This is a genomic window from Bacteroides sp. GD17 (assembly GCF_038448625.1).
GTDB lineage: Bacteria > Bacteroidota > Bacteroidia > Bacteroidales > Bacteroidaceae > Bacteroides.
In genome coordinates this window covers 38,701-60,827 of the sequence record NZ_JBCEZS010000001.1, presented here as the reverse complement: position 1 = coordinate 60,827, position 22,127 = coordinate 38,701, and the positions used below count along the sequence as shown (strand labels likewise).

The 22,127-nt window shown below is 40.4% G+C and carries 12 protein-coding genes; 11 read left to right on the top strand and 1 reads right to left on the bottom strand.

Going from position 1 to position 22,127, the window contains the following annotated elements; genetic code table 11:
* Positions 1-52 precede the first annotated feature (52 nt).
* The 11 genes from AAE250_RS00210 (at position 53) to AAE250_RS00160 (ending at position 20,827) form a co-directional block, all read left to right on the top strand.
* Positions 53-1,057 carry a LacI family DNA-binding transcriptional regulator gene (locus tag AAE250_RS00210; RefSeq protein WP_342288611.1) on the top strand — a complete coding sequence of 335 codons (1,005 nt, stop codon included), beginning with the start codon at positions 53-55 and terminating at the stop codon, positions 1,055-1,057.
* A 78-nt stretch (positions 1,058-1,135) separates the two neighbouring features.
* On the top strand, positions 1,136-2,923 hold the full coding sequence (locus tag AAE250_RS00205; RefSeq protein ID WP_342288610.1) for an L-fucose isomerase: 1,788 nt from the start codon (positions 1,136-1,138) through the stop codon (positions 2,921-2,923).
* A 14-nt stretch (positions 2,924-2,937) separates the two neighbouring features.
* Positions 2,938-4,161 (top strand): DUF6786 family protein, encoded by a 1,224-nt coding sequence (locus AAE250_RS00200; RefSeq protein WP_342288609.1) that lies wholly within the window; start codon positions 2,938-2,940, stop codon positions 4,159-4,161.
* A 27-nt stretch (positions 4,162-4,188) separates the two neighbouring features.
* Positions 4,189-5,619, top strand: a complete 1,431-nt coding sequence (gene fucP / locus AAE250_RS00195; protein ID WP_342288608.1) for an L-fucose:H+ symporter permease — start codon at positions 4,189-4,191, stop codon at positions 5,617-5,619.
* An 11-nt stretch (positions 5,620-5,630) separates the two neighbouring features.
* The gene (locus tag AAE250_RS00190; protein ID WP_342288606.1) at positions 5,631-7,262 is read left to right on the top strand and encodes a ribulokinase; all 1,632 of its coding nucleotides are present in this window, start codon (positions 5,631-5,633) and stop codon (positions 7,260-7,262) included.
* 35 nt (positions 7,263-7,297) lie between these two features.
* Positions 7,298-9,850, top strand: a complete 2,553-nt coding sequence (locus AAE250_RS00185; protein ID WP_342288605.1) for a GH116 family glycosyl hydrolase — start codon at positions 7,298-7,300, stop codon at positions 9,848-9,850.
* Between the two features lie 76 nt (positions 9,851-9,926).
* The gene (locus AAE250_RS00180) at positions 9,927-13,028 is read left to right on the top strand and encodes a GH116 family glycosyl hydrolase (protein WP_342288604.1); all 3,102 of its coding nucleotides are present in this window, start codon (positions 9,927-9,929) and stop codon (positions 13,026-13,028) included.
* A 109-nt stretch (positions 13,029-13,137) separates the two neighbouring features.
* Complete coding sequence (locus AAE250_RS00175) at positions 13,138-16,299, top strand: SusC/RagA family TonB-linked outer membrane protein (protein WP_342288603.1); 3,162 nt, start codon at positions 13,138-13,140, stop codon at positions 16,297-16,299.
* A gap of 14 nt (positions 16,300-16,313) precedes the next feature.
* A complete protein-coding gene (locus tag AAE250_RS00170; RefSeq protein ID WP_342288602.1) occupies positions 16,314-18,032 on the top strand; it encodes a RagB/SusD family nutrient uptake outer membrane protein in 1,719 nt (572 codons plus the stop codon).
* Positions 18,033-18,108: 76 nt separating this feature from the next.
* Entirely contained in the window at positions 18,109-19,263 is a 1,155-nt protein-coding gene (locus AAE250_RS00165; RefSeq protein ID WP_342288601.1) for a glycoside hydrolase family 172 protein, read from the top strand.
* 58 nt (positions 19,264-19,321) lie between these two features.
* Entirely contained in the window at positions 19,322-20,827 is a 1,506-nt protein-coding gene (locus AAE250_RS00160) for a DUF2961 domain-containing protein (RefSeq protein ID WP_342288600.1), read from the top strand.
* Between the two features lie 6 nt (positions 20,828-20,833).
* On the opposite strand, the gene AAE250_RS00155 is transcribed toward AAE250_RS00160, so the two are convergent.
* Positions 20,834-21,712: a DMT family transporter gene (locus AAE250_RS00155; RefSeq protein ID WP_342288599.1), complete on the bottom strand. Its 879-nt coding sequence runs from the start codon at positions 21,710-21,712 to the stop codon at positions 20,834-20,836.
* Positions 21,713-22,127 lie beyond the last annotated feature (415 nt).

Here is a 22,127-nt window from a genome sequence, read left to right as displayed (position 1 = left end):
CGTAACCTGAAAGTATGATACTATTATATAGCAAAAACGTTATACCAAACATATGTCATCATTAAAAAAAATATCGCTAAAGGATATCGCTGAGGCTGCAGGAGTTTCAACGGCATTGGTTTCATTTGTCTTGAATGGCAAGAAGAAGGAATATCGCGTAGGAGAGGAAACTGCCCAACGGATAATGAAAATTGCCAATGAGATGAATTACCAGCCTAATCTTGCCGCTAAGAGTCTCCGCAGCGGTAAAACGAAAACAATAGGTTTGGTAGTTTCCGATATATCCAACCCGTTCTTTTCTCAACTGGCCCGCGTATTGGAAGATGAAGCTACCAAGCGTGGCTACACCGTGCTCTTCGGCAGTTCGGATGAGGATACGGATAAGATGAACCGCGTTGTGAGTAACCTTATTAATAAAGGTGTAGACGGATTGATGATTGTGCCTTGTGAAAACTCTGAAAAGTCTATTGCTTCACTCGTAAACAATAATATCCCTATTGTTTTATTCGACCGTTACTTTCCCGAAATTAATGTCAGTTATGTAGCCTTGAATAACTTTAATGCTGCTTATATTTCAACCAAATATCTTTTGGATGCCGGTTATAATGCTCCTTGCATGGTAGCCTATGATATTAACCTTATTCACATGAAGGAGCGTATTCGCGGTTATAAGAAAGCGATGGAGAATGCCGGTAAGAAGAATCTGATTAATGTAGCTTTCCTGAAGCAGGATACTCCCAGGAAATCGGCGGATCGCTTGCTTCCTAAGATGATTGATGCCGGTGTGGATGCCTTCCTCTTTGGAACCAATATGATTTCGTTGGCTTGCTTGTACACCATAAAAGATATGGGAGAAGAAGTTATCAGTAAAATTGGCTTGGCTGGTTTTGACGGCAATCCGGTTTTCGATTTTCTTAGTATACCTATATCCTATATTCAGCAACCTATAGATGTTTTAGTGCAAAAAGCACTTGCAATTCTGATAGATAATATAGCCAATGGCAATACTGTGCAGTCAGTACTTGCTGAAGGAGAATTTATTGAAATGGCTCCTTAGGAGAGTCATTTTTTTTATATAATTGCTTAATCGATTTAGTTAATTTATAGTATTAATCCAAATAAATCAGTTTAAACCATGAAAAACTCAAGATTGATCGGTGGAAAGCCGAAAATTGGTATCAGACCTATTATTGATGGTCGTAGAGGAGGTATCCGTGAATCATTGGAAGAGATGACAATGACCATGGCTCATAAAGTAGCAGAGCTTTATTCCTCAGTTTTGCGTCACAGTGACGGTACTCCCGTGGAGTGTGTTATTGCAGATACAACCATTGGTGGAGTAGCTGAAGCTGCTATGGCAGCTGAGAAATTCCGTAATAGTGGAGTCGGTGTAGTGCTCTCTGTAACTCCTTGCTGGTGTTATGGATTCGAGACTATCGACATGGATGGAGAGATGCCGAAAGCTATTTGGGGCTTTAACGGCACAGAACGTCCGGGAGCTGTTTATCTGGCTTCTGCGTTGGCTGGTCATACTCAAAAAGGGCTGCCTACTTTTGGCATTTACGGAAGGGATGTACAGGAAGTGACCAATATGGAAATTCCTGAGGACGTAAAAGAAAAACTGTTGCGCTTTGCCCGTGCCGGTATAGCAGTGGCTACAATGAAAGGCAAATCTTATCTTTCAATCGGTAGCGTGTCTATGGGTATTGCAGGTTCTATTCCTAATCCGGATTTCTTTCAGGAATATCTGGGTATGCGTAATGAGTATGTAGACGCCAGTGAGATTGAACGTCGCGTTCAGTTGGGCATCTATGACCATGAAGAGTTTGAACGTGCCATGGCATGGACGGAAAAGTATTGCAAGAGCAATGAAGGCGCCGATTTTAACCCCGAACACCTGGTGTATTCTCGTGAAGAGAAAGATGCACGCTGGGAATATGTGGTAAAAATGACCCTGATTTTCCGTGATATGATGATTGGCAATCCTAAACTGGCCGAAATGGGCTTTAAGGAAGAAGCAATGGGACACAATGCAATTGCTGCAGGTTTCCAGGGACAACGCCAATGGACGGACTATAAGCCGGATGGTGACTTCTCAGAAGCTATTCTGAATACTTCTTTCGACTGGAATGGCATCCGCGAAGCATTTACTTTTGCTACAGAGAATGATACATTGAACTGTACCTCTATGTTGTTTGGCCATCTGCTGACAAATACGGCACAGATCTTTGCAGATGTACGCACTTACTGGAGTCCGAATGCAGTGGAACGTGTGACGGGCAAAAAATTGGAAGGCAAAGCAGCAAACGGTTTCATTCATCTTATCAACTCAGGTTCTTGTACACTGGATGGTACGGGCTGCCAGACACGTGACGGCAAACCGGTTATGAAACCTTTCTGGGAAATTACGGAAGAAGAAGCAGAAGCTTGTTTGGCAGTTACTAAATGGCATCCGGCCAGCCGCGAATATATGCGTGGTGGCGGTTATTCTTCTCAGTTCCTGACTCGTGGTGAAATGCCTGTAACAATGTGCCGTTTAAATCTTGTAAAAGGTCAGGGACCGGTATTGCAGATTGCCGAAGGTTGGACAGTAAACTTGGATGAAGATGTGTTCAAGGCAATCAATGAGCGTACCGACCGCACATGGCCTTCTACTTTCTTTGCTCCGCGCCTGACGGGTAAGGGGTATTTCCGTGATGTATATACCGTTATGAATAATTGGGGTGCCAACCATGGTGCCATCGGTTATGGTCATACGGGTGCCGATTTGATTACTCTGGCTTCTATGCTCCGTATTCCGGTATGCATGCACAATGTTCCTGAGGAGAATATTTTCCGCCCCAGCGCATGGTCTGCTTTCGGTGAAGACATGGAAGGCAGTGACTACAGAGCTTGCAATAATTATGGACCTCTCTATAAATAAAATACACAAGCCTTATGTTGAAATCAACCAAACTGAAAAACACTCTGCTGGTAGGTGCAACTACAATACTTGTATCATGCGGCGGACAAAAAGAAATAAAAATGGGAAGTTATGCTTATGATGCCAAGTTCTTGAACGACAATGGCATTGAATATACCGAACTGGTATCTGCTGATGGAAACTCTAAAGTGATGATTATTCCGGCATGGCAGGGTCGTGTTATGACTACTTCTGCTTCCGGCGATGAAGGCGACAGCTATGGCTGGATTAATTACCGTTTCATAAAAGAGGGTAAAGTCAGTTCTCAATTTAATCCGGTAGGGGGTGAGGAACGCTTCTGGCTTGGTCCTGAGGGTGGTCCGTTCTCGCTCTACTTCAAGGAAGGACAGGAACAAGTTTATGATAATTGGGTAGTTCCTGCAGTACTCGATACGGAAGCTTTTGAAATCAAGTCGCAAAATAAGAGCAGTATCCGTTTTGCAAAAGACACTCGTTTGGCAAATGCTTCCGGTACAACTTTTGACATGAACATCGACCGTACTGTATCCTTGATGGATGCTGATGAAGTAGCTTCAGACTTTGGCATCCGACTTTCAGAGGATATGAAGATCGTAGCTTATAAGAGTGAGAATAAGATTACCAATACGGGTGATCAGACATGGACAAAGGAGGGAGGTCTTGTATCTGTATGGATGCTTGGTTGTTTCAATCCTACCCCGACTACTACGGTATTCATCCCTTATAAGCAAGATGCGGAAGGTACAATTGTGAACGATGAGTATTTCGGCAAAATTCCTGCCGACAGATTGATTAAAGAAGATGGAATTATCTACTTTAAAATTGATGGACTTTACCGTTCTAAACTAGGATTGCCGGCTTCGCGTGCTACGGATTTATGCGGAAGTTATGATTCTTCGAAAGGCGTGCTGACCATCTTGTGGTGCAATCTTCCCAAGACTCCTTCGACTTACGTGAACGGGCAATGGGGACCTCAGGAAGATCCATTTGCCGGTGATGTAATCAACTCTTATAACGACGGTCCGGTAGAAGACGGTTCGATAATGGGGCCTTTCTACGAAATAGAAACATCTTCTCCCGGTGCGGAGCTTGCTCCCGGTGCATCATTGGTTCACTCACAAAAGGTAATCCATATACAAGGCAAAGACGAGCAACTGGCTCCTATAGTACAGGAATTGTTCGGAGCAGATTTGAATGTAATCAAAACAAAATTTCAATAGGGTAACTATATAATTAAGAGAATTCATATGGAATCGAATAAAATAATACCAAAAGGAATACTCTTCCCATTCATTCTGCTCACCACACTGTTCTTTGCCTGGGCTGTGCCGAATAATCTGACGGATACGATGCTTGCTGCATTCAAACGCATCATGAGCATGAGTGATTCGAAGACAGCCTGGATACAAGTTGTGTGCTATTTGTTGGGATATGGATGTTGTGCTGTTCCCGGTGCCTTATTCATCAAAAGGTACACTTACAAATCGGGTGTAATGCTGGGACTTGGGCTATATGCATTTGGAGCTTTGTTGTTCTATCCGGCAATGCTTAGTTCGGAGGTGAATGTTGAATTTAGCTTCTTTATGTATCTGCTGGCAATCTTTGTTCTTTTTGCCGGACTCTCGGTTTTGGAGACATCTACTAATTCCTATGTACTGGCAATCGGTCCTGAAAGTTCTGCTACACGCCGTTTGAACTTGTCGCAGGCATTCAATCCGTTTGGAGCAATCACGGGAGTGGTAATCAGTCAGATTTTTATTCTCTCACAACTGAATGGAATGACGGCAGCAGAACGTGCCCAACTTCCGGTAGGAGAACTGGCTGCCATTCAAGGGCAAGAACTGAGTGCTGTTACTACTGCTTATGTCATACTTGGCTTGGTGATGGTGGTTCTGTTGCTTGCCATCAGACTGACTAAAATGCCAAATCTCCGTGAAAGTGGAGAAAAGATTGAGTTTGGTGCTACGCTTCGCCGGCTTGTGAAAAACAAAAATTATGTGTGGGGTGTAGTTGCACAATTCTTCTATGTCGGTGCTCAGATTGCTGTATGGTCTTTTGTCATTCGCTATGCTATGCAACAATTAAACTTTGACGGTGTATTGGCTTCTTTAGGAAATTCTGCTTCTGCAGATGCCGTTGTCAATGCATTGCGCAATGTAGAACCGGTGGCTGCTGCATTCTATAATTGCTGTGAATGGCTGGGATTGAATGATTTATTGCCGCGTACTGCCGAGCAAGCTGCTGCTACTTATTACATCATGTCACTCATTCTTTTTGTATTCATGAGATTTGCATGTACGGGAATGATGAAGTATGTGAAGGCTTATAAGCTTCTGATAGGTCTTGCCATTCTTGCCGTAATGTGCTGTTTGGGCGCAATGTTTGGTAAAGGTAGTTTCGGAGTCTATTGCCTGATGGGTATTTCCGGTTGTATGTCGTTGATGTTCCCGACTATTTATGGTTTCGGACTTACCGGGCTTGGTGAGGATACTAAGATTGGCGGTTCATTTATGGTAATGGCTATTGCAGGCGCTGCTGTTCTGACTCAGATTCAAGGTATTGTTTCCGACCAGACGGGTAGTATTATGGCGGCTTATGTTGTTCCGGCTATTGCTTTTGCGGTAATTGCCTACTATGGATATTTCATTGCAAGGAAACAAGAGATGACTATCGAATAAAGATTTGGACTATGGAATCAAATAAGAAATACGTTATCGGTCTTGATTTTGGTACAGATTCTTGCCGTGCACTGGTAGTGGATGTGCGCAATGGTCATGAAATGGCTACGGGGGTAAGTTTTTACCCCCGTTGGAAAGCCGGGCTTTATTGTGATGCACACAGTAACCGCTATCGTCAGCATCCATTGGATTATATTGAATCTATGACAGAGGCTGTGCATGTAGCTTTATCCAATTTGGCAGATGGAGAAGTGGCTTCAGTATGCGGACTATGCTTTGATACTACCGGCAGTACTCCTGCTCTGACCGATTCTGAGGGAATGCCATTAGCGCTGCAGCCTGAATTCTCTGAAGAACCGGATGCCATGTTCATTCTTTGGAAAGACCATACGGCAGTTCGTGAGGCTGAACAGATCAATGCACTGATCAAAGAGCGTAATCTCAATTATTTGCTTTACGAAGGAGGCACTTATTCTTCAGAATGGGTGTGGTCGAAAATATTGCATGTCATCAATACGAACGTCGCAATAAAGAATGCTGCTTATGCCTGGGTGGAACACTGTGATTGGATGACGGGGCTGGTTACGGGTAATACTAAGCCTGAACAAATTTTCCGTAGCCGTTGTGCCGCTGGCCATAAAGCAATGTGGCATGAAAGCTGGGGGCTTCCTTGCGCTGAAGTTCTCTCGGAACTTAATCCGTCACTTGCCGAAATGCTGCCGCATCTCTTCACGCAGACGCATACCAGCGATACCGTAGCGGGTACACTTACTGCTGAATGGGCAGGGAAGCTCGGACTGCCCGAAGGTATTGCTGTAGCCGTAGGAGCACTGGACGCACATATGGGTGCCGTAGGGGCTTCGGTAGCACCAGGGGTATTGACGCGTATCATCGGGACTTCTACCTGCGACATCATGGTGGCGGAGAAAACTGAGATCGCAGGCCGTTGTATCAAGGGAATCTGCGGCCAGGTGGATGGATCGGTACTGCCGGGATTCATCGGCTTCGAAGCCGGGCAGTCGGCTTTTGGAGACATCTACGCCTGGTTCAAGAAAATGCTGGCATGGCCGCTGAAAAACATCCCTGACGGTGAGGAGAAGCAGAAAGTATTGGATGGCATGCTGGTCGAACTGACCCGTGAAGCCCAGGCTGTGGAACCCTCGGAAGACAGTGTTGTCGCTTTGGACTGGATGAACGGCCGACGTACTCCTGATGCCGACCAGAATGTGAAAGGAGCCATTGCAGGCCTTACTCTGGGCAGCACCGCACCGGAAGTTTTCCGGGCACTGGTTGAAGCTACTGCTTTCGGTTCCCGCCGTATCGTTGAACACATGAAAAGACAGGGATTGCGTATCGACTCCGTCAATGCCATCGGAGGCATCAGCAAGAAAGCTCCTTTCGTGATGCAGACACTGGCAGATGTGCTGGATATGCCTATCCGTGTAGTCCGTTCGGAACAGACCTGCGCTCTGGGGGCAGCCATGTTTGCGGCTGTTGCTGCGGGGATATATCCGGATATCAGTGAGGCTACGAAACACATGGGCTCGGATATAGAAGCTGAATATCAACCGGATAAGAAACGTTCCCTCGTTTACGAGAAACTCTACAAGAAATATCTTGAACTAACTGATTTCACAAAATAAAAATGTTTTCAAATTTAATCCAAAAAACATCTAATATGAAGAAGATCCTAACTTTAGGAGTTATCACCCTACTCTTATTGAATTCTTGTCAAAATCAAGAAGCCAACAAAGCACAAAAAAGTGAATATAGCAAAGAGTATAAAGGAGATGACCTAAATCGTATAGCATTCCCTATCGGTGGAATGGGTGCCGGCATGTTTTGCTTGGAAGGAACTGGTGCTATATCAAATATGTCAATCAGACACCAACCCAATATTTTTAATGAACCTTGTATGTTTGCCGCTATACATGTAAAAGGCTACCAAAATGGCTCTAAAGTATTGGAAGGTCCTGTACCTGACCGTAAAAAGTTTGGCGGTCCAGAATCTGCTTTAGGTGGGCCTCTCACCTCTTGGGGATTGCCTCGTTTTGAAAATGCAAGTTTCAGTTCTCGTTTTCCCTTTGCAACTATTCGCTTAGCAGACAAAGATATTCCTCTGAACGTTGAATTAAAAGGATGGAGTCCATTCATTCCAACTGACCAGGATAATTCCAGTTTGCCGGTAGGAGCTCTCGAATATACCTTTACTAATACATCAGACCAAGATATAGAGGCTATTTTTTCTTATAACACACGTAACTTTATGGCTATGCATGGAGCCCCCCAATCTATTCGGGCAATAAAGAACGGCTTTACTTTATCGCAAGCAGCTTCAGAGAAAGAAAAACATCTGAAAGGTGATTTTGCAATCTATACAGATATAGATGATACAAAAGTAAATCATTGTTGGTTCCGTGGCGGATGGTGGGATCCTCTAACAATGGCCTGGAATGCTATAGCTGACGGCAATATAGTAGAAAATACCCCTATACAAGGGGAAGCTCCGGGAGCATCTCTATATGTACCTTTCAAAATAAAAGCTGGTGATACATACTCTATTCGCCTACACATGGCTTGGTATGTTCCCGATTCAAACATTCGCATTGGTAATGATGCAGTTGCTGAAAATGAAAAATCGACAGAATGTCCTACCGTACCTCAGATGGAAACTCCATATTATTATCGTCCTTGGTATAGTACTCGCTTCGCCAATATTGACGAAGTAGCAGAATATTGGTCAACACAGTATGATAAACTCAGAAGTGAAACCGAATTGTTCACAAATAGTTTCTATAATACAACTTTACCGGCAGAAGTCATTGATGCCGTTAGTTCCAACCTTTCTATTCTAAAATCACCAACTGTCATGCGCCAGCACGACGGTCGCCTATGGAACTATGAAGGATGTGGAGATACCTGGGGTTCATGCCACGGTTCATGCACACATGTATGGAACTATGCACAAGCTATTCCTCATCTATTCCCTGCAATGGAAAGAACATTACGTGAAAGCGAATTCTTTATAAGCCAAAATAAAGAAGGGCATCAAATGTTCAGAACAAATATTCCTATCCGTGCCGTAAAACATGATTTCCATGCAGCAGCAGACGGTCAATTGGGAGGTATTATCAAAATTTATCGTGATTGGAGAATTAGTGGAGATACAAACTGGTTACGCATGATGTATCCTCAAGTAAAACAAAGCCTTGATTATTGTATCAGCACTTGGGATCCGCGTCATGCAGGTGCTTTGGAAGAACCACATCATAACACCTATGATATAGAATTCTGGGGTGCAGATGGTATGTGTACCAGTTTTTATGCAGCTGCTTTGCAAAGTATCGTGCAAATGGGTAAAGCCTTAAATGAAAACATTTCCCAATACGAATCTCTGTTGACAAAAAGTAAAGATTATATGGAAAACAAGTTATATGATGGCGAATACTTCATTCAAAACATCCAATGGCAAGGTCTGCAATCACCAGATCCGATAGCTATAGCAGAAAAGAATTGGAACAGTGACTATTCAGAAGAAGCACGTGCCATTCTTTTGAAAGAAGGTCCTAAATACCAATATGGTAAGGGATGTCTTTCCGACGGTATCATAGGTTGCTGGATGTCTTTAGTTGCAGGAATGAAAGAACCTATTGATAAAGCGAAAGTAAAAAGTCATTTGAACTCTATCTACAAATACAATTTACGAAAAGATTTAAGCGATCATGCCAATCCACAGCGACCTACCTACGGACTGGGTAAAGATGGTGGAGTACTACTATGCACTTGGCCCAAAGGTGGCAAGCTAAGTCTTCCTTTCGTATATAGTGATGAAGTATGGACAGGCATTGAATATCAAGTAGCTGCCCACCTAATATTCGAAGGTGAAGTAGAAAAAGGTTTGGATATTGTTCGTACCGTACGTAAACGTTACGACGGTAAAGTGCGGAATCCTTTCAATGAATATGAATGTGGAGGTTGGTATGCACGTGCTTTGTCAAGTTACAGCTTGCTTCAAGCATTAACCGGGGTACGCTACGATGCAGTAGACAAAACTCTATTCATAGACTCTAAGATTGGCGATGACTTTAAAACATTCCTGTCTACAAATACTGGATTCGGTACGATCGAAATGCAAAAAGGGAAACCTATTATCAGCGTTGCATATGGTAATATCGATTTAAAATCTTGCATTGTTTCCGGTAATCAAACAAATTTTGAATATCAGGACTAAGCAGATCATCAATATCTAAATTTTAAGATAATAAAGATTGTTTTCAGCTATTTCTAAACTACAAAAAACAGATTTTATGAAACGAATTAAATTGCTAACTATTTCGTGTTTAATGTCTTTTTCTCTACCCTCTTTTGCCCAATATTCATCAGATCACAAAGTATCTTTGGATAAAGGCGATATACTGTCATTCGTAGGGAATAAAGAAAGTAAAGGTGAAAGAAAGGTATACAAAGGTGATGAACTCACTACAATTGGTATGCCTGTGGGTGGTATTTGTGCCGGACAACTATATGTCCGTGGCGACGGTACATTGGCAAACTGGTGGATTGCAAACAATGCTTATAATACGGGGTATGGCATTGATTGGTTATTAAATTTCGATACACCATTAGGACCTTGGAAAGTTTGCTATCAAACGTTTGAACCTATGAGCTACATCGACCAAGGATTTAAAATTACAGTAAATGACGGTGATAAAACGATAACAAAAGAACTAAATAAAAAAGATTTTGATGATATTTCCTTCATTGGCGAATATCCAATTGCTTTTGTTGAATATGCTCAGAAGAAACAGGAGTTACCCGTTAAGGTTTCTGCAGAATTCTATTCACCATTCATTCCACTGGATGCCAAGAAGTCTGCTACTCCAGCCACAATAATGAAATATACCGTAAAAAATACATCAAACAAAAAAGTTACTGCCAATTTGGAAGGCTGGATGCAGAATCTGGTGTGCATAGACCTAAAGGGGCGCGCAGATGGAATGCTACAGAACAAGGTAATTGACAATAATGGCTGGAAATCTGTCTACATGGATATGAGAGTGAACAATCTTCCTGTGAAAACTGCTGGCAAAAACCGTAAATATGAAGTATTTGATAACTTTGAGTCCGGAAATTACAATCGTTGGAAGGTAGAAGGGAATGCTTTTGGCAGAAAACCTGCTCCCGGCGAACAATGTAACCAAAATAACTTTGGTGGCAACTATGGTAGTTTCCTTGCAAATTCTTATACAAATTACGACAAACCTACCGGTAAACTGACTTCCAAAGCGTTTACAATTAAAAACAAATATATCTCGTTCAATATTGCAGGTGGTGCTCATCCGGGAAAGACTTGTATAAACTTGGTCGTTGACGGAAAGATAGTAATGTCTGCAACCGGCAACAATAATGAAGATTTCCTTCCACGCAACTGGGACGTATCCGAATACAAAGGAAAAAAGGCATATTTAGAAATTATAGATGCCGTTGACGGAGATTGGGGACATATCAGTGTGGATAATATAGAGTTTTCCAACTCTCCGGTAGATGCCCCTACCATCACTATAGACAAGTCACATGCTTACTTCGGTAACTTGGCTTTATCTGTTTTTGACAATAATGCAACCGGAACAGCAGATGATTCGAAAAATGGTTTAGAATATGCAGAAGCAGAACTCGGTAAAAAATTAAATGGAGCATTAACTTCATCCATGACTCTGCAACCAGGAGAATCCAAAGAAGTTATTTTCGTACTTTCTTGGTATTTCCCCAACCGTCCTTTGAGCTATAAGGGATCTGAATGGAATAAACCATTGCCTCCTAACAGCCCGGCTATCGGCAATATGTATGCCAACTGGTATAACTCCTCCTTGGATGTAGCAGATCAACTACATAAAAACTATACTGAGTTATCCCAAAAGACACATGATTTTCACGATACATATTACAATCAGACAACTTTACCATACTGGCTTATACAACGCATCATGATGCCTATCTCTACATTGGCAACTGAGACTTGTCAATGGTGGGCCACTGATAAATTCTGGGCATGGGAAGGCGTCGGTTCTTGCGAGGGAACTTGTACACACGTCTGGGGCTATGCACAAGCAATGGCAGCTCTATTCCCGGAATTGGAACGTAATCTGCGCGAAAGAACCGACTACAGTGTATCTCTCCAAGAAGATGGAGGTATTTTATCACGCAACGGAGAACACGGTATTCTGATTGACGGTCATGCAAGTGTTATTTTACGTATGTATCGTGAACATTTGATGTCCAAAGATAATTTCTTCTTAGCAAGAAATTGGGATAAGATCAAACGTTCCATCCAATATATAATCCGGGAAGACGGAAATGAAGACGGTCTGATTGTTAAAACACAGCCAAATACTTATGACATCTCGTTTAACGGTGCCAATACATACGTAGGTGGACTTTATCTGGCAGCCTTGAGAGCGGGCGAAAAGATGGCTTATATCATGAAAGACACTACAGCTGCCAATTATTATAAAAAGATATATACAGCAGGTAGCAAAAACACTATGGATCGTTTATGGAATGGCGAATATTTCTTCCAAGATGTAGATGAGAAAGAATATCCCAAATACCAATATGGAAAAGGTTGCCTGAGCGACCAACTCTTTGGACAAACATGGGCTTCCCTCTATCGCCTGGGCGATATTTATCCGACGGATGCTATCAACAAGGCACTACAATCCATCTGGAAGTTCAACTGGACCAATGATGTAAAAGCCCAAAGTGAAGCTCATCTTCCCGAAAGATACTACGCACATGCCGGAGAACCCGGATTATTTATCTGCACCTGGCCGTACAGCAAGCATCCGGGTGAGGACGGTGTAAGATATCGTGATGAGGTGTGGACAGGTATTGAATATCAAGTTGCCACTGAAATGATTGAGCGTAATATGATTGACGAAGGTCTGGCCATCGTAAAAGGTATCCACTCACGCTATGATGGCAAAAAACATAACCCATGGAATGAAATAGAATGTGGTGACCACTATGCACGCGCTATGGCATCTTATGGAGTACTACAGGCTGTACAAGGGTATTGGTATGATGGTCCGAAGGGAATTATGGGATTTGATCCCAAAATTGAGAAGAATAACATAACCGGATTCTTCAATGCCGCCGAAAGCTGGGGAAATATCTCACAAATTCGGAAAAACGGAAAACAGATTAACAGCATAGAGGTAAAATACGGTCGTTTATATCTTGATAAACTACAAGTCTCCTTATCCGATGGTATGAATGCCAATAACATAAAAGCTTCTTTGAATGGGCAGACAATTCCTGCCAGTAAAACAAATACAGATGGTTATACTGAAGTTTTATTGAATGGCTTACAAATGCGTCTAGGAGATAAACTACAAATAATTTTTGAATAAAGCATATATTCCTCAAATGGCATCTTAAAAATTTAGCAGAGATGCCATTTGGGAGTACACTGCCTAAATAAATACAATATATTTTTTTGTTACATTAAATCAACTAATTATGAAATCAGCATGTAAAAACAGATGCTTAGCAGCAATTTTGCTTGCAATCTGCTTGATAGTGGCAACACCACTATGGGCACAACAAAAAGTAGTACATGGCATAGTTGAGGATTTTGAAGGTAATCCTATGCCTGGTGTTTCAGTGATGGTAGAAGGAACAACTACTGGAACAATCTCAGATGTGGACGGTAAATATGAAATTACTGTCCCAACTGGGAAAAAGTTAGTATTCTCCTTTATTGGAATGAAATCGGAAAAAGTAGAAGTAGGAGGAAAATCAGTTCTGAACATTAAATTGAAAGAAGATGCCGTAATGCTTCAGGAAGTGGTAGCAATTGGATATGGTACAAAAACCAGAGCCACCACAACCGGTGCGGTTGATTTGGTTAACTCTGATAAACTTACGAACAAGCCATTGACCAATACAGCCGAACTTTTGCAAGGTGTTGTTCCTGGTATGGAAATCAGAAGAACAAATCAAGGCAAAGTTGGCGAAGAAGGTTATGATATCCGGCTTAGAGGGGTAACATCCCGTTCAGATCCAGGTATTTTAGTAGTTGTAGATGGTATTCCATACAGTGATAACAATGCCGATGCACTGAATAAGATTAATCCGCAAGATATTGAGAATATTACCATCTTAAAGGATGCACAAGCAGCAATCTATGGTGCACGTGCAGCTGGTGGCGTTTTATTGGTTACTACCAAAAAAGGTAAAACAGAGAAGCCAACTATTAGTTATACCGGTAACTTTAATTTCAACGCTCCTGCCAGTGTTCCTCAAAAAGTAAACGTATTGCAACATATTGAAATGATGGGTGAATTGTATGCTAATGATGGTATATCAAATCACTTTTTCACCCATCTGCTTCCTTATGTAGATACTGCAGACATCTACTCCAAGAATCCGGAAGTTGTTAAAGGACCGTTTGGTGATACACCCGACTTAGTATTAGGCTGGCACGACTGGTGGAATGAAATGTATGGAACAGCTTTTGATCAATCCCATAACTTGTCAATTTCAGGCAGTTCGGCAAAGTCGAATTACTATGCTTCTATCGGTTATTTGGATCAGGGATCTATGTTCAATTATGGAGAGCACAACAATAAAAAATATTGGGGACGCTTTAAATACGAATATAACTTGAATAAGTACATTAAATTGCGCTCTAATGTATATGTGGGTCGTAAAAAAGTAACAGAGCCTTACGATATTAATCAATTAGCATGGTTGACATACTGGACTTGGAACTGTCAGCCTACTTTTAATCCTCAGGGACAATATTATGGCTCAGGTGGTTTCGGTAATCCCATTGCCTTTGCAGAACATACCGGTAACAAATGGAAGACTTACTATTCTTACTACACTCAGTTAGGTTTTGACATTACACCAATCAAAAACTTGACTATCACAGGCGATATGTCATTGAACTATGACATCAGCGATGAAAAATATTATCGCAAAAGACACCAAACCTATCACTGGGATGGTTCTTTGAACTATGATGTTATTGATTATTGGTATAGTGGAAAGACAAAAACAGAATCTCTCTACAACAGAAATGAACATATCGTTACATCTTTGCATGCAAACTATGATTTCAAAATCAAAGATCAACACATGTTCAATGCCATGTTCGGTGCTTCTCACGAAGAATTTGACGGCAGAGGGTTTAATGCTTATCGTTATGACTTGATAACTGACGAATTGCCCGTATTAGGCTTAGGAGATTCAGAACAACAGTATAATGGTGAATATGGTAATGGATGGGCTATTACATCTATTTTTGGCCGTTTAAGCTATAATTGGGATAATCGTGTTTTTGTAGAAGCAACCTACCGTAATGACGGTTCTTCTAAATTTGCCAAAGGACATAAATGGGAAGATTTCTGGGGAGCATCAGGCTCATGGATTATCTCTAACGAAAACTTCTTTACTCCGGTCAGAGATTATCTGAACCATTTGAAAGTTAGACTTTCCTGGGGACAGTTGGGTAACCAAGCTGGCATCGGATTGTACGACCACTATCAATATATCAATATTGGCGGAACATATCCATTTGGTAATTCTAACAATCCATTAAAAGTACCGAATGCTTCTTTGGGAGCCATGCCTGCAGTAGACAGAACGTGGGAAACAATTGAAACTTATAATGTTGGGATCGATTTTGCCACGCTGAACAACCGTTTGAATGGTACCTTTGATTACTTTGTCAAAAATAATAAAAACATGTTTTATGCAGAAGAATTCCCCAGCATATTGGGTACAGGTGCCCCTTCAATTAACGGAGCTCATGTCAGAACTAATGGTTGGGAACTTACATTGAATTGGAAAGATAAAATAGGCAAAGTAGGATATAGAGTTGGATTTAACTTAAGTGACAACAAAACAGAAGTTATCTCTTTGAGTGATTCCCGGAATCCAGGTCATGGATTGATGGGATTTGTAGAAGGTTACCCAACCAATGCATTCTTTATTTACGAATTTGATGGTTTCATTAAAGACGAAGCAGACCTTGCAGACTATAAATCCAAAATGAAAGGTGGAGTACCTACCAACCTAAGAGTGGGCGATGCCAAATATGTAGATAAAGATGGAGACGGAATACTGGAACCAACATTATATAAAAAAGGTGATCCCAATTCCGGTGACATCGTATATAAAGGTACTAACAACCAAAGATTCTTATATGGCATTAACTTAGGACTTGACTGGAAAGGAATCGACTTCAGTGCATTCCTGCAAGGAGTAGGTAAATGGGATTGCATCAACGGAACTTATGCCGGAGGTGGCGAAGTTTGGAAACAATCATCCAAATACTTTTATCATAATACTTGGAGTCCTGATCGTCCGAATGCAGAATATCCTCGCCTGACTCAAGATGGAGGTATTCAGGGATATAATTACCAATGGTCTGATGCTCCATATAAACTTTTCAACAACAGATATTTACGTCTAAAAGAAGTGCAAGTTGGCTATACATTACCAACAACACTTACAAAAAAATTCGGTGTTGAAAAACTAAGAATCTACGCAACTGGAATGAACCTGTTCGAATGGGATAATTTACCGGATGGATTTGACCCGGAAGCTCCCTATAATGAGAATTTAATACCTTTCTCCAGAACTTATTCTATAGGTGTAAATGTACAATTTTAAAAAAGACAGATAATATGAAGACACATAAATACATACTGGCAGGATGCTGTTTACTTCTATTAGGTACTACAGTCTCATGTGAAAAAGGTTTGGACTTATACTCACAAGACGTTATTTCTGAACCAGTATATTTTGCAAGTGCAGAAGATTTTAAACGTTATGCAAATCAGTTTTATTATGGTTTGCCTTCTTTCAACGCAGACGATGATATGTCTGACATAACTAAACCTACAGGGTTCAATAATGTAAGCAACAGCTCATATATAGCCGGAACTACTGATGGAACCTGGGATGGGGCTTATTCTGCCATAAGATATATAAACTATGGTCTCGAAAGATGCGCAAATGCTCCAGAAGAGTTAAAGAATGATATTAAAGTCTATGAAGCTGAAATGAAATTTTTCAGAGCTTATCAATATTTCAATCTGCTAAAACGTTTTGGCGGTGTTCCTTTGATTGAAAAAACGCTCACACTGGAGGATAAAGAATTATTGTACGGACCACGTGATACCAGGGAAACCATTGCAACTTTTATTAAAAAGAATTTTGATGAAGCCATTCCCAACTTACCACTTGAATCAGAAATAGCCGCAGATGATAAAGGTCGTATATCAAAGGGAGCTGCCGAAGCCATGAAAGCCAGATTCTCACTCTTCGAAGGAACATGGAGAAAATATCATGGACTACAAGGAGCAGATGCATTTTTAGATGATGCAATTTCAGCTGCCAGGAATGTAATCAACAGCAATGAATATGAGTTATGGGATCATAGAGCTGAATTGGGAGATTGGTCTTATAAGTACTTCTTTACACTTTCCAAAATCAAATCTAATCCGGCAGGTTTAACAAAAGCTGATAACAAAGAAACGATTTTAGCGCAACGCTATGACGAAGATCTCAGAGAATCGCCACGTTATGAGCATTCGGGTACACTATGTCCGACAAAAAAACTGGCAGATATGTACCTGGATAAAAACGGATTACCTATTACTCATTCAAATTCTGTGTTTAAAGGCTATCAAAAGATTACATCTGAATATGAAGATCGCGACCCTCGTATGGATATATTCTTCGTAAAACCAGGTGAACGTTTCTGGTTATTCTCACAACCTATGTACAATCCAGATTGGAACAATCCTGATGATCCGAACAGAGGCATTGTATATAATGTAGATTTTGGGTTTTGGACTCAAACAGGTTATAGAAATGTAAAACTGGAAGCAGAAGTTAGTTTCCCATTAGGATGTGACTGGCCAATTATTCGCTACACAGAAGTACTGCTGATTTATGCTGAAGCATCATTTGAAAAGAATGGAAATATTTCAGACGCAGATCTGGACATTAGCATTAACAAATTAAGAGATAGAGTCGGAATGCCTCATCTCACTAATACTTTTGTCACTACCAATGGATTGAACATGCTGGAAGAAATTCGCCGTGAAAGAACAGTTGAACTAAGCCTGGAAGGTTATCGTTTAGATGATTTGCGACGCTGGAAAACAGCTGAAATAGAACTCAACCAACCATTAAGAGGTATTAAGTATAAAGGAACTGAGTATGAAACGGATGGTCGTTGGAATAATATCGGTTATGAAATAGATGAAGAAGGAGTTATAATTTTAGAAAAGGCATCAGACAGAAAGTTCGATCCTAACAAACACTATTTATTCCCATTGCCTACTCGACAAATATTGTTGAATCCGCAGTTGGAACAAAATCCCGGATGGAAATAATCTAATTACTCACTTATTTTTGAGTTCCTGTCTTTTACATGAAAGTCAGGAACTCAAAAAACAAAAAAAATAGAATATGAAGCATAGCCTACTATTATTACTATTGTGCATTCCCTTTTTATCTGTCTCCTCTCAGCAAATTAACGGAGAATTATATAATCTAACGAAAACTAAAAGTGGCTACCGTTCAAAACGAGTAAGTAGCTACGATAAAAATGGCTATAATGGTGATCGGATTGTGGGAATTAAACCGAATGAAAAGGTTGTAATCTGTGATATCCAAGGAGCCGGAATCATTAATCATATATGGTTTACTATAGCTCCTCCTCCTCACTTAGTTAATCGCAATGATATCATTTTACGAATATATTGGGATGGAAATGACTATCCTTCGGTAGAATCTCCAATAGGTCCTTTCTTTGGACAAGGATGGGATGAAAGTTATAATTTTACCTCTTATGCATTATCTACCGGCCCTGCCAATGGAACAGGCATGTCTACCTACTTTATGATGCCTTTCGAAAAAGGTGCTCGCATCGAAATTGAAAATCAAGCTGATAATGTAATTGATAACATCTTTTTTTATGTAGATTATTATGAAGTAGACAAATTATCCAAAGATGTAGGACGTTTTCACGCATGGTATAATCGTGAAATAACTAATCCAATAAAAGATCCCAAGACTGGAGGAGAAGTGGCAAATATTGACGGGAAAGAGAATTATATATTTGCTGATATAAAAGGAAAAGGACACTTTATAGGATTAAACTATTATGTACAAAATCCTTCAACAGCCTGGTATGGAGAAGGTGATGATATGTGGTTTATTGACGGAGAAGAAATTCCATCAATGGTAGGTACTGGAACTGAAGATTTTTTCAATACTTCTTGGTGTCCTAAAGAACCTTTCCAAAGTCCTTTCTTCGGTTATCCTCGCGTAAACGGTGAAACCGGATGGTTGGGACGTACTCATATATATCGTTTCTTCATCACTGATCCCATCTTTTTCGAGAAGTCTCTAAAAGCAACCATTGAGCATGGAACATCCAATGATATGGATTTAGATATTGCAACCGTTGCCTATTGGTATCAGGACAAAGCCTGTCCCATACCTGCCATCCCCAATAAAGCTGAACGTAAGTTGAAACCTTTGATTAATTTCTGGCATATCCACCAAATGCGTCAAGCTTGGAAAAAAGTCAAGGACAATGATGCTTGGGGAGACGAATAATCATATTACAGAATTCTATTTATTAATTAATTATTTACTGACTTCATAAAACTCAGTTATGCTAAAATCATTAAATAGCCATTTTATAGTCTGGATAGGAATAATTATGTGCATATTTCTTTCTTGTACTCCTGTTACAAAAAAAAGTTTCAGCTATTCATCTGAATTAGAAGCACTCTTTCGCTTGGATTTATTGCCTGCATTCCGTTCCAACTGTATAGTAGAACAAATATCCAGTTATGACAGAACCGGAGGAAATGACGACGGTTTTAATGGTACTTACTCTTATATCCGAAAGGAAAATGGCAAGTTGGTGATTGCAGATTTAAAAGGACCGGGTATCATCAACAGAATATGGACTCCTACCCCTACCAACGATACTTTAGAGTTTTATTTTGACGGAGAAAAAAATGCCAGTCTGAAAATGTGTTTTCAAGACTTGTTTTCCAATAAGCAATATCCGTTTATAGAACCAATTTGTGGAGAAGGAGTCGGAGGTTTTTATTGTTACCTCCCCATACCGTACAGAAAATCATGCAAGATAGTATTAAATGGACCTTTGATGAAATTTTATCAGATCCAATATCGAAACATGCCTGAATATGAGATTGAAAGTTTTTCTACTGACTTATCTCCGGAAGCAAAGAAAACATTGAAGGAAGTTTGCCATATTTGGCAAACTTCTACAACTCCTGATATTGAAGCCTTTGCAATGGGGAAATCCAAAACCTATCAAGTAGAAGAACTTTCTTTCTCTTTAGCTCCAGGTGAAGAAAAAGTTTTTTTTCACACAAACGTACCCGGACGTATACTTGGCTTCGAAATAAGCAGCGGACAATCCTTACATAAGAATATATCACTCAATGCTGTTTGGGACAAAGAGGAAATTCCGGCCATAAATATTCCATTGCAAAACTTTTTTGGATATTCTGCCGGAAAACCATCGATGAACGGAATGATGATAGGTAGTGAATCGGGCAGACATTACAGTTTTCTACCTTGTCCGTTTGACAGTACAGCTGAAATGAAACTACAGTATCGTACAGGTGAAGGAGAAAACCTTTCTATCACCACAAAAGTATACTATAATACTGAAGCAAGAGATAAAATAAAAGAAGGTAAATTATATGCTTTTTGGCATCGTGAAATCAATCCCAAGCAAGGAGAATACTATGATTTTCTTTCAGTTAAAGGAAAAGGGCATTATATAGGTACAATCCATAATGCACAAGGACTGTATCCCAATAATATGGTATTTTTCGAAGGAGACGACTCTACTTATGTAGATGGAAAGATGCGCATTCATGGCACTGGTTCCGAAGATTATTATAATGGAGGGTGGTATGATCTGCCGGGAAAATGGAATTGTGCCAAAAGCTTGCCGCTTCACGGTTGCTTGGATTATCATTTACAAGCAGCACGTACCGGAGGATTTCGCTTTTATACAACAGACAAACTATCTTTTGAAAAAGAATTCTATATGGGAATAGAACACGGCATGGTAGGAAATACACATCCTGTCGACTATTCTTCAGTTGCCTTTTACTATTTAGATAAGCTATGATATGGTCTATTTCCTCCCTGCACAATACACTCCTCCCAATATACACACCGCCCCCAAAAGTGCCATTATTGTAAGATGTTCGTTCAGCAGAAAAGCAGAACCAACCAAAGTAAAGAGCGGATTGAGATAAATATAGTTAGAAGCTCTTACCGTACCCAACTGTTTCAACACCACATTCCAAACTGCAAAACAGATTAAAGAAGCAAGCACACCTAAAAACAGAAGGTTGAACAAAACAGCAGGTTCCAGAAGTTTTTCTATATCAAACTGCCAGGGACGAACTAGAAATGCAGGAAGAATGGTCAATACTCCATAAAAGAATATTTTACGAGTAATGAAAGTAGTACTATAGCGATCGGCCATTTTCCTCATTATCAAACTATAAAACGCCCAGGAAAAGGCAGCAAGCAATGTAAGAAAATCACCTAATGGAGAAATTTTCAATACGAAACTGCCATTGTAAACAACCAGTGCTACCCCTACCAATGCCAACAAAGAACCGCCTATCAAACCACGGGTAGCCCTCTCCTTCTTATAAATCAATAAAGAAAGAATAGTAGTAAGCAACGGCGTGGTACAAACAATGAATGCCACATTTGTTGCTAGCGTAATACCCAACGCCGTATTCTCAGTCAGAAAATAAAATGAACCACCTGTGATACCTCCCAAAAGTAACCAAAGTTCATCTTTCCAGTTATCGGCAAAAAGCTTACGGGGAGAAATGAACCAGATACCTACATAAGCAATCAGAAAACGGAGCAGAAATATCTCCTGAGGAGAAAGTCCATATTCAATTAATACTTTCGTAGAGATAAATGTCAGACCCCATATTGCTACCGTACAAATAGCAATCAGATGGTAAGTGTAGTTTTTTTTCGAATTCATAAGTTCGTCCGCCTGTAAGTTTGGACAAATATACAGCATTTCTTTCCATACCGCAAAATCAATCCTGAATAAACGCCCCAGAATTTTTAGTAAAAAGCCGAAGGAAATTTACTAAAAATCAGAGGAAAATTTACTAAATTTCTACTGGGTTTTTACTAAAAATTACTTGCCCCCCTCACAGTGCATCAGGAGCAGGATAACTATTACGATAAACAAGAAAATAAAAAGGGATGCAATCTTCTCAGACTTCATCCCTTGGAATATCCTAAAAATCTTTTTCTGTAAAATCCTATTGAACTAATTTAGCTATTACTTGTATTACAAACAAAAAATTAGTTTTAAAAGCACATCACAAAAGTAGGTAATAAAAAATGAATTATCAAGCGTTTGCTATTGTTTTTTATACTACTTAGCT